Source organism: Photorhabdus sp. P32 (assembly GCF_038085095.1).
Lineage (GTDB): Bacteria > Pseudomonadota > Gammaproteobacteria > Enterobacterales > Enterobacteriaceae > Photorhabdus > Photorhabdus luminescens.
This window is the reverse complement of sequence record NZ_JAZGJN010000244.1, coordinates 1-13,643: the sequence shown is the minus strand read 5'-3', so window position 1 is coordinate 13,643 and position 13,643 is coordinate 1. Positions and strand designations below refer to the sequence as shown.

10 protein-coding genes are annotated in these 13,643 nt (G+C 44.8%); 2 read left to right on the top strand and 8 right to left on the bottom strand.

All coding sequences use genetic code 11. The features are described from left to right. Positions 1–21 precede the first annotated feature (21 nt). Together cynS and V2H77_RS08480 are read right to left on the bottom strand one after the other, a co-directional pair. Entirely contained in the window at positions 22–492 is a 471-nt protein-coding gene (gene cynS, locus V2H77_RS08485; protein ID WP_049583868.1) for a cyanase, read from the bottom strand. Positions 493–520: 28 nt separating this feature from the next. Next, positions 521–1,180: a carbonic anhydrase gene (locus tag V2H77_RS08480; RefSeq protein WP_088374785.1), complete on the bottom strand. Its 660-nt coding sequence runs from the start codon at positions 1,178–1,180 to the stop codon at positions 521–523. Positions 1,181–1,224: 44 nt separating this feature from the next. Between V2H77_RS08480 and V2H77_RS08475 the strand changes: the two genes are divergently transcribed. Both V2H77_RS08475 and cynR read left to right on the top strand, forming a co-directional pair. Further along, on the top strand, positions 1,225–1,422 hold the full coding sequence (locus V2H77_RS08475; protein WP_341498451.1) for a hypothetical protein: 198 nt from the start codon (positions 1,225–1,227) through the stop codon (positions 1,420–1,422). Between the two features lie 117 nt (positions 1,423–1,539). Further along, entirely contained in the window at positions 1,540–2,442 is a 903-nt protein-coding gene (gene cynR / locus V2H77_RS08470) for a transcriptional regulator CynR (protein WP_341498450.1), read from the top strand. A 47-nt stretch (positions 2,443–2,489) separates the two neighbouring features. Here cynR and V2H77_RS08465 read toward each other — a convergent pair whose 3' ends face one another. The 6 genes from V2H77_RS08465 to V2H77_RS23610 all read right to left on the bottom strand — a co-directional run bounded on the left by V2H77_RS08465 (position 2,490) and on the right by V2H77_RS23610 (position 13,625). Further along, positions 2,490–3,686, bottom strand: coding sequence for a Wadjet anti-phage system protein JetD domain-containing protein (locus V2H77_RS08465; protein WP_341498449.1), 1,197 nt, complete (start codon positions 3,684–3,686; stop codon positions 2,490–2,492). Then, a complete protein-coding gene (locus V2H77_RS08460) occupies positions 3,683–7,078 on the bottom strand; it encodes an ATP-binding protein (RefSeq protein WP_341498448.1) in 3,396 nt (1,131 codons plus the stop codon). The genes V2H77_RS08465 and V2H77_RS08460 overlap by 4 nt, the downstream gene beginning before the upstream one ends. Positions 7,079–7,091: 13 nt before the next feature. Then, positions 7,092–7,988: a DUF4194 domain-containing protein gene (locus V2H77_RS08455; RefSeq protein ID WP_341498447.1), complete on the bottom strand. Its 897-nt coding sequence runs from the start codon at positions 7,986–7,988 to the stop codon at positions 7,092–7,094. A 45-nt stretch (positions 7,989–8,033) separates the two neighbouring features. Beyond that, positions 8,034–9,494, bottom strand: coding sequence for a DUF3375 domain-containing protein (locus V2H77_RS08450; RefSeq protein WP_341498446.1), 1,461 nt, complete (start codon positions 9,492–9,494; stop codon positions 8,034–8,036). Between the two features lie 360 nt (positions 9,495–9,854). Next, a complete protein-coding gene (gene pulA, locus V2H77_RS08445) occupies positions 9,855–13,127 on the bottom strand; it encodes a pullulanase-type alpha-1,6-glucosidase (RefSeq protein ID WP_341498445.1) in 3,273 nt (1,090 codons plus the stop codon). Between the two features lie 369 nt (positions 13,128–13,496). After that, on the bottom strand, positions 13,497–13,625 hold the full coding sequence (locus V2H77_RS23610) for a hypothetical protein (protein ID WP_445935470.1): 129 nt from the start codon (positions 13,623–13,625) through the stop codon (positions 13,497–13,499). Between the last annotated feature and the right edge of the window lie 18 nt (positions 13,626–13,643).

The window sequence follows — 13,643 nt, the reverse complement described above, 5'->3', positions numbered from 1 at the left end:
ATGCCAACAATTGCAGTTGTTTTAGAACGGTTTAGTCGGCAAATATTTCCCATCTAGCGTAATTACAGCTCGTGAACCGCCATTAGGATCATCGACCTTTTTGATATCAAGTTTAAAGTCAATCGCACTGATAATGCCATCGCCAAACTTCTCGTGAACAAGCGCCTTAAGCGTTGAGCCGTAAACCTGCACCATTTCATAGAATCGGTAAATAGTCGGATCAGTCGGTATACCATCGGGAATACTGCCACGCACAGGGATGGTTTGCAGCAGAAGGAAAGCATCTTCTCCAAGTTCAAGCCGGTCAACCACAATCCTCGCAGCATCGGCAGGCAGAGGATGTTGGCCGAGCAGTGCTGCGGTGACGAATGCGAGACTCAAACCAGTGCCTTGTGCGATATCTTCAAACGTCAAATTTTTACGTGTTTTGGCGTCGATGATAGCATCAGTAAGGGCCAGCCGAGGAGTTTGAGAGTATTGAGATTGTGTCATAATGATTCCTTTGGATTAATAAAGCTATTTAAATGCCGTGGTGAAACACGGATTGCGTTGCAGAAACATGCGGATAGTCCGCAAGCGAAACAAATTGGCCGACCAAGCCATCTAGAGCATCGATCGAACCAGCCTCTATGTCGTAAATCCAGCCGTGTAGATTCAAGTGTCCCTGTTCCAGCCCAAGCGCCACGGACGGGTGGGTTTTGATATTAGCAATTTGAGCGATTACGTTTTCACGCACCATCGAATCAAGTCGAGCAATTTCACTAACATGCGCACGTGCCTGATTAATGGCTTTCGCAGAATCCGCATAGCGTAACCAGCGGGTAATCGCGGGGAGGTGATCCATACATTTACAGGTTGCAATTGTGGTCATGGCGCCACAATCTGAATGTCCGCAGATCACAATGTCGGTGACCCCAAGCACAGCGACCGCATACTCAACGGTAGCGGAAACACCGCCAGATTCCGCACCATACGACGGAACGATGTTACCAGCATTGCGTATCACGAACAGATCACCTGGTTCACTCTGCGTCAGAAGCTCTGGAACCACACGGCTGTCAGAGCACGCAATAAACAAAGTACGAGGATTTTGGCTGGCGGCAAGCCGCTTGAAAAGCTCGCAACGCTTTGGAAATACCTCGTGCTGGAATTGTAAAAAGCCTTCAATAATATCCTGCATGTCTTCACTCCATCGTGATCGATAAGAAAGCGGATGGATAAAGAATGAACGAGTTTATCTATAGCGTCAAAGATCGGATTACTATCATCGCTATAGTATTTTCCAATAGTTCATTGTCGTTCTACAACGACACCTTTGTTAATAAACCCGTAGTCACACGCTTTATTTCAAGCACTGGTTATTTCAGGCACTGGCGTACAGAACAACAAACCGGCGTTGACATGTTCAGGAAGCGCTTATAGTCTTCACTCCATCGTGGCCGATAAGACAGCTAACAGGTGAAGAATGAGCGAATTTTTCTATAGTCTCAAAGATCAGGACGTCATTATTTCCATATTATTTTCAAATAGTTAATTGATATGCTGCTACGACACATTCGTTATCTGCTGGCAGTTGCCGAACATCAGAACTTCACTCGCGCAGCAGAAGAACTTCATATCTCGCAACCAACCTTATCGCAACAAATCAGGCAACTTGAAGAGTCACTGCGCGTGCAACTGTTCGATCGCTCTGGAAGGACTGTACGACTGACTGACGCTGGCGAGGTATACACAAATTACGCCCGTCGTGCATTGCAAGATCTGGATGCTGGGCAGCGTGCGATTCATGATGTGCAGGATTTAAGCCGCGGATCGCTCAGGCTAGCAATGACCCCAACCTTCACCACTTACTTCATCGGCCATTGGGTAGAACGTTTCAACGCGCTTTATCCAGGAATTACGTTGAATATCAAGGAAATGACACAAGATCAGATAGAAGTCTCTTTAACAGAGAACCAGCTCGATCTCGGCATCGCGTTTTCAGAAGTACGCTCTCCCGACATTGATAGCGAACCATTGTTCATCGAAACACTCAGCCTAATCGTTGGTCAATCGCATCGACTTATTGGTCAACAAACATCATTGACGGCGAAAATGTTGGAACATGAAGGGCTAGCACTACTCAGTAAAGACTTTGCAACGCGGAGCCATATTGATTTGTACTTCCAGAAACAGGGGATCACACCACACATCGCAATTGAGGCCAACTCCGTCAGTGCAATCGTAGAAATTATCCGTCGGGGACGACTCGCAACTTTGTTGCCTGATGTCATAGCCCACGAACAGACCGGGCTCTATTCCATTGCCATTCAACCTACGTTACCGCAACGCAATGCGGTACTGTTGCGGCGCCGTGGGGCATATCGAAGCGCCGCGAGCCAAGCGTTTGCCAATCTGATCACACACCGTTTCGATGTATACCAAGAAAGTGACGATTTCTGATAATGATAAATAGAAAACACATCGCGTCTGGCGGCTTCTCTTCGGTGTTAGGACAGCCAATTCATAAGCTTGTTTCTAATGTAATCAGATGAAAGGCGCTCCTGCTCTAAACGTGAAGATTGAAACCGGCCAGAAATGAGATCATTAAACAGCTTTGCTTCATCCTTATTTAGCGATGAAGGTTTGGATTCAACTGGATTGGATTCAGGAACCATTCTCTCTTCATGAGCTTTAACGGTTTCAATATCCATCATCAGAGGTTCAATATCCACAAACTTGTCTCTGGCGTCACTGAGAATAGCCAAACCCCAAGTATCAATATCTCCCCAATACCCTACACGCTTACCTTTCAGCCATACTGCATCCATCCAGGCAATGTTTTTCCCTCCTCCTATTACCGCTATCGTGTCAGGCATTTCGGGTAATGCTAAACCAGACTGTAAGTTTTCAACTACCAATATATTCGAAGCCGGAAGCTCGTGCTTTCTAAGTAATTCGCCAGGTATTTGTAATATCGGCATTCCCCCAAGCGCAGCCATCGCAGCATGGCAAAGCGGCCTGATAGTTAACCAACCTTTGGGATTTATTGAACACCCCAACCAAGCGATAAGACCTCCTGATGCCGAAACAGCCCCATTGTGAATAATATCGGCCAGCTCTTCGATCAGGATTTGGTGGTTCTCAAGAAACTTAGTATCAATACCAATGAGTGGCAGCGCTCTTAGATATTGCCCTTCCCCTAAGCCTTGCTTTAATTGTGGCAGCAGCTTTGCTAATAATTCCGCATCTCTCAACGAAAGTTTTTCCACAATATCTATACGCTTAACCAATGCAGGATAGAGATCTCTATCAACCTGCAAAAATGGCTTCATATTTCTTTCCCATAGCTTACTTCGGGAAAGAGCATCATTTCCTAAAAATTGAATCAAACATTGCATTGATTCAATGACAACAAAAGTTGGAATGCGTTGCTCAGATAACTCCCTGAAATTTTTGCAAGACCACTCGACAAGATCTTGATGGGGAAATGATTTCCACTGTTCAATAAACCGTTGAAAATGAACTATATCCAGTATGGCAGAATTCCCTTTGGGTGGTTTCAAGCCAACGCAAATAGGGAACGCCTTGATGCCCAGTAACCGGGCTTTTAGTGAGGAAAGGTTATCCCACTCACGCTGCCTAATGATACTCTTAACTTGCGCTGGCAATAACCCCCAACGCACCTCATACTGCCCTCTTTTCATGTCAGTTTCTCAAACTCAATACCGAGATCAGCAGCCTCATCAGACAACTTTTTCTCCTTCTCTTCGCCCATTCTCCGGTCAATCTCTTCCCAAGTCACTTCACATAAATGACTGTCATGGTTCTCTTGATCTCTTTCCGCAATGAGCAGGGAACGAGCAGATTCTCTTGCTAGATTCAAGTTTTTATAAGGCGTAATCAAATTAACGTGAATATGGAGCTCTCTAAATACTCGGAGCACACGCCGACTTACCGTTTCAGCCGTATTTGAGAATGCCTCATCCAAGAAAACAGTACAGTAAACCGGTCGATCATAGCCATCTGGCGTCAAAACATAGGCCAGACTTGCCGCTACAATCGTCGCCGCAAATGACTCTTTCTCCCCACCTGACTTTCCACTGGATGACTCCAATACATCACGAATCTCACCGGTATTACTATCCAACTCTTCAGCATAAAATGACATCTGATAACGAGGATCAAGCAGCCTTAAACTTTCCAATGTATTTGAGGAGCCCGGAGCACTTGCTTTCCCAAGTATTTCAACTACCTGAGCCAATTGACGAAACCGTGCTTCATGGTCATCACTGGTTACCTGACTAAGCACCTTACGCAAATGCTGTTCAAACTCATTAACATGTGGGAATTTCTCTCTCTTTGAACCTAGCTTTAAATGTGTCCCCACTCGAAACTCTGTACGCTTGAGGACTCGGTTAATGATATCAATCCGTTCAAGGATATCTTCCCGTTCAGATTCAAGCTTAGTTTTAATCCGCGCCAGTGATTGCGTTGCATGCTTATTCAAACGTTCAATAAACTGCTCCACAAGGTTGGGAAGCCCTTCCTCTTCCAGTTGTCGCAAATGATTAAGGTAATCCGGTAAGCCATCAATATTACTTTGCCAGTCAACCGTGAAGACTTGCCATTTATCGTTAGACCTGAATGAGACCATAATGTTAATGGCTAATCTTTCCGCTTTGTCTTTACTGCTTCGGCTAATATCTAACAGACGTTCCAAATCTTCTTCAACTTTCAACACCAATTCAGACATCCGGCCTAAATCGTTTATATTAAGCACGCCAACCCGAATCTCAAGTAATTGCCTGGCTGAATCAGGTAATCCTTTCGACGCTTTTGCCTGCGCTTTACTCCATTCTTCTTTTGCATTTTTCAGCGTATTTTTAACGCCGCCAGAATCAGAGTTGAGCTGATTTAATACCGATTGAATTTGAACTAGCTGCTCTTTAGCAGATTCCCAACGCTCTCTGGCCTTCTCAAGATCACCACCTGATTGTTCCAACACCTTAAGGTCAGCCTGCAAATCAGAAAGCTTTTCGTGCCAGTAAGGAGCATTAATATCATCCCAGCGGTAACCTTGGATCTTCTCCCAAAGAATTTTACGATCAGAAACAGAATTCAAATCTTGACGGGCTTGGCTCACCTTTTTCTCGGTTTCCGCCAGTTGCAGACTTAGCTCTTTTTTATCGTTATTAAGAATGGCTAAACGTGATTTATTTGAAAAACCCAGACACCAGCGCCTTCTGTCATCTATCCGGTGCTGATCTTTTTTCTCAAAACGCCCCTTATCCATGTGCATTAGCCCCTGCTGTGTCATCGAAAACGGGGTTTGATCCAATTCTTCCGTGCTTGAAACACATTGCAGGTCAAATCGCTGCAAATGGCGCTTGAGCCACTCTCGATAAGGGTGAGTGCGCCATACCAGTTTCCTTAGGTAACCATCAGGCTTAAACTCCGCCGATTGGCCTTGAGTCGTAGAGTCATTCACAACTTGAACACGTACATGTAAACCCGTATGCCGGGCGTTCAACCAGCGAGTGACCATCGAATAACAATGATGCGGCACAGCAAGTGTTGTTCGTAACCCGCCTAACGCCCTCTCTATCGCACCCTGCCAACTCTTTTCATGATCTTCGACATCGATAAGCTCACCAATAAATACACATTGGTTTTTACTTAATTCTAAGGAATTGACCAGTTCATCTCGCAGTTGCTGATATTTCACATCAATATTGGAATCCGGCCTTGCCTCGATTTCCCGGATTTCCTGAGAGATATCATGAATATTTGCTTGTAGCTCACTAAATTTAGCGCTGATGGTGGCAAACCTGTCCTGATACTCTCCTTCTTCTTGCTGAATACTGGCAAGCCTGGCTGATGCCGCGGATTGATTTTTAAGAAATACAGCCTCTTCTAATACAGAAGGGAGAGCCAGCTCGTTGGCATGAGTCTGATATTGCGATGAATTTCTAACCACCCGATTCAACTGAGTTTGAGTATGAGCAACTTCCTTTCTCAGCGACTCTATTTTATCCCCACCAAATTGAAGGTATTCCTCGTGCCTTCGCTCAACCAACTTATTCGCATCCGCTTTCTGCTCTTCAGCTTGGCTAATTTTGAGGAGTAGCGTTTCCAGCTCAACCTCAATATCAGTAATTTTTTCACTCCACAATTGTGCGAAAATCTCCCCAAAGTAAGCCGGAAGACTATTTTTTTCCGCCGTTAATTCTTCAAATTCTCTCGTCGTTTTTTCAATAATTGAGCTGAGTTCAGGTAACCTAGACAAGTGCATTTTTTGTGCTCTTGCATCCACTAATTGATTATGAATCGCCACCAGATCAGCAAACTCTTCCACTACCTTTTTAGCATCATCTTTAACTGTGCTCGGTTCCAGTACCAACTCACGAATCAACCCGGTTAAATCATCAATTTTTTTTAGACCTAACGCCCGCGACAACAGGGCAGGCGCATTCTTATTGTCCATATACAGGAGCTTTCGGTACAACTCCTGATAATCAGAAAAATTATCATCACAGCACGTAATCGTCGGATCATCACGAAGCCATTGCTTGAATGCCCGGGCATTACCGTTCCCAAAAGCATTAAGCATTTCCTTAAGAGTCAGGTCTCTTTTGGCGACAACATAAACGCGTGTCACATCCGCCAGCACATTCGTCGATTTAGTAATCCAGAAAAGCGCCGCAAGCGTGATTTTTGACCCATCATCACCTTGATACAAAGCCCTAAGCCCAGTCACCACGCCAGACTCACGCTTACTTCTGACTCTCGTACCCGCTCCGTCATGGGCAGATCCAAAACTTCCCCGCATATAGGAAAGTAAAGTTCGGTCAGAACGATCACCCTGCGCCGCAGCCACATTAAAAGTTGCCTTTCCGGCAGGAAGCAGCAAAGCCATAAGGCCATCAATAAACGTCGATTTTCCGGCGCCATTATCTCCAGTAACCAACGTTCCCATAGGATCTATCAACGCGGTATGCAAGCCATTAAATGACCCCCAGTTATAAACTGAAAGTTCAGCTAATTTGATTTGACCAACATGAAATAATGAATTAGCCGAAAGAGTTTGATCAGTCATTTTCATCTCCTGTCTATTCCCTTTCATCTTGATAATCAACAGCGTCACTGCCATTTTTATTTAGCTCAATACCCTTCTCTCCCGCCATTTTCAGGTATTCATTAAGCATACTTTCGAGAAACTCAGCGCTGACTACATAGCGGATCACCGGTGTAATCTCGAAGCGATCCTCGCTTCCCCGGACTGAACTCAATATTTTTTTCGTCACCATTTTATCAAGAGCGCCTTTGAGTTTTCTCCGGTCAGATTTAGTACTGTTTGTCAGCGGTAAAAACGGTGTCAGATGGGATTCTATACGTTCTATATCAATGATAATCCTTTGCTCTCCCGATGTTTCCCGATCCTGGTAGTGTTTACGCAGCACTAACAGCAACAATGTATCGTATAAAGAGAGCGTCCTTCGGCTAATCAGAGAGACAACCTCTTCATCATCTATACCCAAGGATTCAGTATCTTCCTCATTCTGAAAGCCAGCTATAAAGGCGACACCGGCTTTTTCATCTAAGACTAACTTCAAATAGACTTCTGACAGATGTTTGCGTACAGCACATTGGTATCGACAAAGTAATTCAAACAATTTGGCTTTCTGCGAAGACAAAATAACACCCTGACGCAGCAAGCTAACCAACACCCGGCGCGCATCAGATGGCATATCACTGTTTGAGTTTTCAGCGTGCTTACTGATTGATTCATCATCAACTTCACCGGATGAACTTTGATTAACAACCGAAAAAGCAACATCAGATTCAACGTCGGCTGTATCTGTAAGCGGGTTATACTCTGATTGAGTATGATGTTTTATTAACTGATCGAAGAACCCTGTTTTCTGTTCTTCCTGAGAATCGGCATCAGACTTCCCAAGGGCAGTGAGGGCGCCATTATCTTTCTTCAACTTTTTACCTACATGCATTGCAGCCCTCACTATGTATATCTACAACCATTTTCTATTCACCATCTAAAGAACCAATTCATCCAAACTGTCTGGAAACAGGTCGGCACTCAGCAAGAAAGTAGGTATAGACGCCCGTAAGCGAACTCCCCGTTTGTCACTGATTTCAATTGATTCCTTTTCTTCCAATAACGCAGCCCCGACAGATTTGGCCACCCGCAAATAGGCAACTAACTCCTCCAACCCCGAATTAATCGGGTGATAATTTGTAATAGACGCAATCGTCATTGGACCAAACTCTCTTAACGTCTCTAACGTCCTCTCTGCAATTAATCGAATCTGAACAACATCGAGGCAATCCAGCATCTGTATACTCGGTTCTCGAGAGTTAATCTGTTCTTCCGCACCTGAAGTATCCAGCTTTTCATCAGGTGATTTAAGGAGCATGCTTTCAGGAGAGCTAATACTTGCCGCACCAACAGGCAATGACAGAGTTGTTGCCGTTTGCAAGTCATAATCTGAATTTTTCAATTCAATAGCGAGTCGTTCCAATTGACCAAGCAATCTATCAACCGCACGATTTTCTTGAGCCGTGCCACTCTCTATGTAAGCACGCAAACTCTCTTCCGTTCTTCGCCTGATTTGAAAAACTCTGTCACTCTCGCGGCTCAGTTCTCTCATAAGCTGACTTAAGAATTGCCGCTGTTGGGTATTTAAGTGTTCTGCGACCGGACGACTTAAAATACTTCGAAGCTGATCTCGTAGCTCCATAGTTCTATTTTGATCACATAGCAAATCAAAAAAGCTTTCAAACGCACTACCGGCATCCGTTTTAGCCAGTAATGCTTCTTTTTCTAAAACAGCAAGAAGGATATCTCCTCTGGTGGAGTCCCCCTCAATAATTTGAATACGAATTTCCTGATCCAATCGACGAATTTCATCTTCAACACGGCGAAAATCACCCGTTAAAACAGAAGCCAGTTGGTAAATCTCACGAATTCTTTCCCGCTGCTCAGCCTCGGTTAATTCGGTCACAACACCAGCTCTCAGAGCATCAATCTCTCTCTGGATCTCAGATTTTCTATCTTCCAAAAGTGCGACACGCTCATCGGCATTTGGGCTAATCGCTACTGCAAAGTCCCTGACCGCCTCCTGCACAATTCGAAGATGAGACGCAGTGGTTCCTGAATTGCGTTCATCAAGCCCCTGGCTAAAACGGAGTGCAATTTCACTGGCATCCGTTTTAGTTAATGTGTCATCCATCTCACGCAACCAGCCTTCCCGAATCCATTTATTGAGATAAGTGCCCGCTCCCGTTTCAGTTTCCCAAAGACCAAGTTCGCGACAGCGTACCAACTCTGCATCAAGTGACACGCGAGCACGACTAAAAGGGACTTCACTATCCTCGGAAAACAATTCCCCCAAAAATGCCAAAATTAAAGGCGCATTATCCGCTCTCAACAGTTTCCAGGCAGCACTTTCCTGAAATAGACGGCGATACTTTGCCTGTAATCCTTGGAAATTCAACTTGTCTCCCTCTGTGTGGTGATGAATAAAAAGCGATTAGATGAGCATTGACCTACTGCCATCCTTTCCAAAAAGCCACCATCAAGAATTTTGTATAATTTACAATCGAATAAGACCATATCATCATATTTTTTTATTATGTCAACACAAATTACTGACCTTTAAACTATTAAGCTCCGTGACCAATGGGAGTATTAAGCTTATAAAGCCACCTATTTTGTGAAGCAAGCAGCAACATGATGATGAAAAACAATGTCTCAATGATCACCAACAATAAAAGCGGGAGGAGTACCCTTTCAAGGTAAAAATAGGCGGTCTGGACAAACCGCCCCGATGCAAACAATGGAAAATTCCTACGCGTTACTTTCTACGGACAGGCAAACCAGTACCGCGCTTCCCATCTTGCGGTAGAACCAGCACCGCTACTGACCAAGCCGGCAACGTGACCGTGCCATCTTTCGCGATACTGGTACCCGCAGCCAAAGAAGCGCTACCTAGCTCTCTCTGAATTTCATTCAACTTCAACCCTCCGACGTTAAGATCTATTACTGTAGCAGGATATGGAGCCGCATTAATCACCACCACCAGTCCGTCAAATCGCGAATCACGGTCATCACCCGTAGTATTACCGTCATCTATGGTCATCACCAACAATCCAAGTTGCTGATGCGGCCCAACGTTAAGAAAATCAACACGTTGTTTAACCGATATACCATCACCAAGAGTCATTAGGGGTGAAAATTGACGCAAGCGCAACAATTCCTGATAAAAAGCGGTCATCTGTAATAATTCATTCCGGCCCGGCTTATCTACCATATTTTTCACTTTTTCAATCAATGCATAATTTTCACCATCAACCCGCTGATCCGGCATACCAACATCATAGTTGTTATCCTGATAGGTGTAGCTAACACGGTTAAACCAATCGCCGGAATTATAAGAATCGCGAGTAAAAGATTTTGAACGTAGTAGCTCCGATCCATGTTGAGCAAAGGCCAATCCTTGTCCAAGGAATGTCGTGGCGAGGGATATCGCCTGCATACGAACTCGTGTTGCCAGATTCGCATTACGTGCAGCTTTGTAGCTGATTATGTCCCACAATGTTTGGTTATCGTGCTTAGAAACATAATTGATCACTTCAATTGGATCAGCGGCATAACCGGCTATAGCGCCTTTGTAATTAATTTCTCTACCTGTCTTTACCGCCCCATCTTTATTGATCATCACAAAATCAGCCAAATTGCCCGCCATGCCAAGACGTACCAGATCCGCCAGATGACGCGCCTCATTAGCATCTGACCAAGCCATTTCGTTCGGTAACGTTCCAGCGCCGTTGCCTACCCCTTGGTTAATACGAATAACGTCAGCGGAATCAAACGGCCCACCACCTTGTACCGCGTCGCGCAGCCGATCAGAGAAAGTACCAATCCCCGTGCCTTTAAGATTAATCTGTGAAGCAATCTCGAAACGGTCACCCTGCCCGGAATTCCAACCTTCACCGAGGAAGTAGACCGATGGATTAATCCTACGTACTTTTGCCAGCGCCGATAAAATCTGGGCCTTGGGATGGTAGCCCATTAAGTCAAATCGAAACGCGTCGATCTTATAGTCCTTAACCCAAGTCACCAACGAGTCTTCAATGAGTTTAGCGAACATGCGGTGCTCTGGCGCCGTATCGTGACAACAAGTGTTAGACTCAACATTGCCCGTGATCTCATCCAAACGATGATAGTACCAAGGCACAACCTTATCCAATACCGAGGATCGGTGCGTCGGCCCGGCTGCGTTGGTATGGTTATACGCCACGTCCATGATCACATTCATTCCCAATTGTTGCTTGATGGCCTGAATCATGGCGCGAAACTCTTTTATACGTACCGAACCTTCCGCATCTGTGGCATAAGAACCTTCCGGCACCGAATAATGAAACGGATCATAGCCCCAGTTGTAGGAGTCAGTTTCTGCAACCATTGCATTCAGCTCTTGTACCTGCGGGTTATTAGCGCTGTCACCGCTCTTTAGCTCCTGCAACACTTCTCCCACAGTCTGTGAACCACTGCAATAATTAGCGAAACGGCTATTTCTCACCTTTGGGTTGACTTGGCACAAACGACTAAACGGGTGATTTAGATCAGCCACTTCATTGCTGAATTCATTAATAGAAGCGATATCGAATACCGGCAACAGCTCCATATGAGTAACCCCTGCCTGACTCAATGCCTTAAGGTGTTTGAACATATCGCTGTTGTCAGCGGTGAGAGCGAGATACTTACCACGCCAGGTTTCTGGTACCGTGCCATCTGCAACGGAGAGATCGCGAACATGAGCTTCATATATGGTCATACGCGCAATGTCCGCCGGTGTATTTTGCAAACGCGGCATGATCAGGCTATCCCAATTTTGTGGTTTTAGCGCCTCATCATCCAAATTGATGACCTGACTGTACTCCGAATTGGTGGACAAACTGTGGGAATAGGGATCAGTAACCTCGTAGTGCTCCACATTACGGGAAAATGGATGATACACCGTTAAAGCATAGCGGTAGTAAGCACCAACCCGTTCTTTATCACCTTGCCATGACCAGGAGCCACTAGCAGGATCACGATTCATTGCATGATTGGCGATGACCTGCTTATTTTCATCATAGATAACCAAGCCAACATGCTGAGCAGTAGGCGCCCACAAGCGGAAGGTAACACCAGTATCGCTAACCAGCGCACCATATTCCAATGTCTCAGCAACGTTAGCGAAGCGGTCATCCAACACACCCGCCGTTTGTACTTGAGTCGCCGATAATAGCAAGCCCGCTTCATTGGTCGCCAATGCCACCAGATCACTGGTAAGCAGTGTATCAACATCCGTGTCCTCTGGTAGGCGAAACGCTGTTAATTTCTCCAAGTGCGGGAATCGCTCAGCCGTCTTCTGGCTTAGAGTGGTCGGTATTAACGCCAGATAGCTATCAATGAAGTTTCCTTCATCATTAGCTTCCACCTTGCCATTCCGGTTGTAATATAAGCGGACATGGGGCTTATCCGCTCCACCCGACCACAACAAAGTCTGGTTATCGACCCAATGTGCCGAAGCCTGAGAAACACCAAATACGGAATTAAAGGCTTCCGCACGACTGCCGTAAATTTGAGGATTGCCGGGTATCACAGAGATGGTACGGTTACTGAAATCGGAGAAGGAAATTTTCAGGTCACTGTCGATCAATTTATTGTTGTTACCATCACGCACGATAAAATTGATACAGCCCTCGTTCTTGTTTAATGGCACGATCCAGTAAGGGCCATAACTATCACTGCCAGTGGGAACAGCGCTGGTGTCGTTCCAGCTCAATGAAGGGGAAGCCAAGGCATCACAATTTTTATCGTTCCATAAGTAGAGGGTGTTGGTACTGTAGTCACGGTTTGTGGTTGGGTTTTGACTTAACTTAGCAATGTCCACCAAGTGGATCACTGCCTGAAAATTGCCGGCAACAGCAGCTTCACTGGGTACTTTATTAGGGATATGCGCCATCGGTTCCTCCGGGGGTTCGGGTAAAGAACTATTGTTATCACAGCTTGCCAGTAGTAAAACGAATGTACTGCTTAATAGGGCCAGGTAAGCCCTTTTCCAGAAGGGAGCTACCATAATCAGACCTTTTTAATAGAAATAAATCGCCGCCGATATTATTGTTAATAAAATAGGAATGAAATATTAAATAATGTCTCAGATGAGTCAGCATCCTCCTAGTTTTGATACTAAGAGGGAGGAGGAGTTAGGAGGAGATACTTTTTCGTGATATTGCGCACGATAATAATGTAATGATCTTTTATTACATAAGACTAATGTGAGTTTATTTGTATTATTCCATTAGATACAGGTTAAAATGATGTCAAATACAGTCATTGTCATTTTTATACATTTTCACAAACTTTATTATCTCTGCAAAAAAGCATTTTTCGTGATGCAGGATTATTAAGTCATTCCTTTCCTCCTAATCCTGCATTTTTTCTTGCATTAGATATAAGTGTAACTTGTTACAGAACCCGCACCTGTAAAAAAACGTAAAGCTTGATCATTGCAACCAAAACAATAGCCTAAAATAAGATTATAATTGGGAGAATTGATATCAAGGTATACGAACATGTTTACTTCCAGATTAAC

What these genes read in the sequence shown, in the direction of transcription:
- V2H77_RS08480 (WP_088374785.1), bottom strand. Translation starts at nt 1,180, where the DNA reads ATGCAGGATATTATTGAAGGCTTTTTACAATTCCAGCACGAGGTATTT.
- cynS (WP_049583868.1), bottom strand. Translation starts at nt 492, where the DNA reads ATGACACAATCTCAATACTCTCAAACTCCTCGGCTGGCCCTTACTGAT.
- cynR (WP_341498450.1), top strand. Translation starts at nt 1,540, where the DNA reads ATGCTGCTACGACACATTCGTTATCTGCTGGCAGTTGCCGAACATCAG.
- pulA (WP_341498445.1), bottom strand. Translation starts at nt 13,127, where the DNA reads ATGGTAGCTCCCTTCTGGAAAAGGGCTTACCTGGCCCTATTAAGCAGT.
- V2H77_RS08455 (WP_341498447.1), bottom strand. Translation starts at nt 7,988, where the DNA reads ATGCATGTAGGTAAAAAGTTGAAGAAAGATAATGGCGCCCTCACTGCC.
- V2H77_RS23610 (WP_445935470.1), bottom strand. Translation starts at nt 13,625, where the DNA reads ATGTTCGTATACCTTGATATCAATTCTCCCAATTATAATCTTATTTTA.
- V2H77_RS08465 (WP_341498449.1), bottom strand. Translation starts at nt 3,686, where the DNA reads ATGAAAAGAGGGCAGTATGAGGTGCGTTGGGGGTTATTGCCAGCGCAA.
- V2H77_RS08475 (WP_341498451.1), top strand. Translation starts at nt 1,225, where the DNA reads ATGAACGAGTTTATCTATAGCGTCAAAGATCGGATTACTATCATCGCT.
- V2H77_RS08460 (WP_341498448.1), bottom strand. Translation starts at nt 7,078, where the DNA reads ATGACTGATCAAACTCTTTCGGCTAATTCATTATTTCATGTTGGTCAA.